We start from the raw sequence: 2,219 nt of genomic DNA, 5'->3' as shown, positions 1-2,219 counted from the left end.
GGTGTACTCGCAGCGCAACCGCTCCGCCGCGATGCGCATCCCGATCACGGGCTCCAACCCGAAGGCCAAGCGCGTGGAGTTCCGCGCCCCGGACTCCTCGGGCAACCCGTACCTGGCCTTCTCCGCGCTGCTGCTCGCGGGCCTGGACGGCATCAAGAACAAGATCGAGCCGGCCGAGCCGATCGACAAGGACCTGTACGAGCTGGCTCCCGAGGAGCACGCGAACGTCGCCCAGGTCCCGACCTCGCTCGGCGCCGTCCTCGACGCGCTGGAGGCCGACCACGAGTTCCTGCTCCAGGGCGACGTGTTCACGTCGGACCTGATCGAGACGTGGATCGACTTCAAGCGCACCAACGAGATCGCCCCGCTCCAGCTCCGCCCGCACCCGCACGAGTTCGAGCTGTACTTCGACGTGTGACGGACGACGTCCTCGGACGCGGTGAGGGCCGCCACCCCTGGGGGTGGCGGCCCTTGGCCGTGCCCGTGTTCAGGGCAGCCGGCCATGCCGTGCTCAGGACAGGACGATCACCACGACGCCGCCGGTGCCGATGAGGCCGGTGCGGTTGAAGTCGCCCCGGTGACCGAATCCGCAGTCGGGGTCCCACCAACTGCCCGACCAGCAGCCGTGGCGGAAATTGGTGGACGCCTGGGTCTGCGTGGCCGCGGAGGCCGTGCCGGCCGTACCGATCGCTGCGCCACCGGCGAGCAGAACGCCGACGGCGGACGTCGCGAGGAGGCGCCTCGCACGTGATGCATTCATCGACATACCTTCCTTCCACCCCCTCGCCTGAAATGCGGCTTTTCACCCATAGAGGCTAGCCGGACGCCGGGCGCGCGGCATCTCGGCGCGATCTCGCCCGTGGCCGGACGCAACCATCGGCGCCGTACGGAGTCCTAGTCTCAGGGGGTCGTCCGGCACGCCTCCACTGGATGAGAAAGGTGCACGGGGATGTCCGAACAGGACCACTGGGAGAGGGAGTTCGACCTCAAGTGGGCGAGCGACGCCGAGCACAAGGAGCCCTCCGCCCGGGCCCGGATGCTCGCCGCCCGCTGGAAGCACAACCCGCCGGGACCGGTCCCCTTCCGCGCCGACCCCGACCCGGTCGGGCCGCGCCGCTCGTCGTGGATATCCACCGCCGTGGTGCTCGGCTGCGTGGCCGCGTTGATCCTGCTGATCGGGTACGCCCAGACCCGTACGCCGTACTGATCCGGCTGATCGGGCCCTTCCCGCTCACCCGGCTCACCCGGCTGATCCGGCCGATCCGGCGCACGGGGACGTTTTGCCGCTACTAGGGCCGATCGGAACCCGTTCATGACGGGCCGCAGGTGCACACTGGATGGCGGGACGAGTGCCTGACTGCGGGGTGATGCAAGATGCAGAGCCGCTTCCGGAGCGACCGGCGGCTGACCGTGCGCATGGGGGTCACGCTGTTCCTGCTCGGGTTGCTGTACGTGGCGTTCGTGGCCGCGCTGATCGTGTTGCTGAAGTCCTGGGTGCTGGTCGTGGTGATCGCCGCGGGCGTGCTCGCCGCCCAGTACTGGTTCTCCGACCGCATCGCGCTGTTCGCGATGCACGGCAGAGTGGTGGAGCGGGAGGAGTATCCCGAGCTGCACGCGGTGGTCGACCGGCTGTGCGCCATCGCCGACATGCCCAAGCCGGTGGTCGCCGTGTCCAACATGGACATGCCGAACGCGTTCGCCACCGGCCGTAATCCGGACAACGCTGTCGTGTGCGTGACCACCGGGCTGCTGCGCCGGCTGGAGCCCGCCGAGCTGGAGGGCGTGCTCGCTCACGAGCTGTCCCACGTGGCGCACAAGGACGTCGCCGTGATCACCATCGCGTCCTTCCTGGGCGTGATCGCGGGGCTGGTCGTCCGGTTCGCCTTCTACTCGGAGTTGTTCGGCGGGCGGGGCCGCAAGGACCAGAACACCCTCGCCGTGCTCGCCATGGTGATGGGCGTCTCGGCCGCCGTGTACGCGATCAGCTTCCTGCTGATCCGGGCCCTGTCGCGGTACCGGGAGCTGGCAGCGGACCGGGCGGCGGCCCTGCTGACCGGGCGGCCCTCCGCGCTGGCGTCCGCGCTCACCAAGGTCTCCGGGGACATCGCGCGGATCCCGTCGGAGGACCTGCGTACCGCCCAGGCGTTCAACGCGTTCTACTTCACCCCCGCGCTGGGCGCCGAGCCGGGCCTGTCCCGGCTGTTCTCCACCCACCCGAG

The 2,219-nt window shown here is 69.9% G+C and carries 3 protein-coding genes and 1 pseudogene; 3 read left to right on the top strand and 1 reads right to left on the bottom strand.

Annotated features, from left to right (window positions below):
* Positions 1-418, top strand: a pseudogene (locus IE249_RS35860) (type I glutamate--ammonia ligase); the annotation flags it as partial.
* A gap of 93 nt (positions 419-511) precedes the next feature.
* Here the strand turns inward: IE249_RS35860 and IE249_RS01720 are convergent.
* Positions 512-760: a hypothetical protein gene (locus tag IE249_RS01720; RefSeq protein ID WP_189702950.1), complete on the bottom strand. Its 249-nt coding sequence runs from the start codon at positions 758-760 to the stop codon at positions 512-514.
* Positions 761-949: 189 nt separating this feature from the next.
* On the opposite strand from IE249_RS01720, the gene IE249_RS01715 reads away from it, so the two are divergent.
* Positions 950-1,207: an SCO2583/SCO2584 N-terminal domain-containing protein gene (locus IE249_RS01715; RefSeq protein ID WP_189702949.1), complete on the top strand. Its 258-nt coding sequence runs from the start codon at positions 950-952 to the stop codon at positions 1,205-1,207.
* Between the two features lie 167 nt (positions 1,208-1,374).
* Positions 1,375-2,219 (top strand): zinc metalloprotease HtpX (htpX, locus tag IE249_RS01710; protein ID WP_229857201.1); only part of this gene is annotated, 845 nt, incomplete at its 3' end.

Origin of the sequence: Streptomyces anandii JCM 4720 (assembly GCF_014650655.1) — a bacterium.
GTDB lineage: Bacteria > Actinomycetota > Actinomycetes > Streptomycetales > Streptomycetaceae > Streptomyces > Streptomyces anandii.
This window is presented reverse-complemented; position numbering and strand designations above follow the sequence as displayed.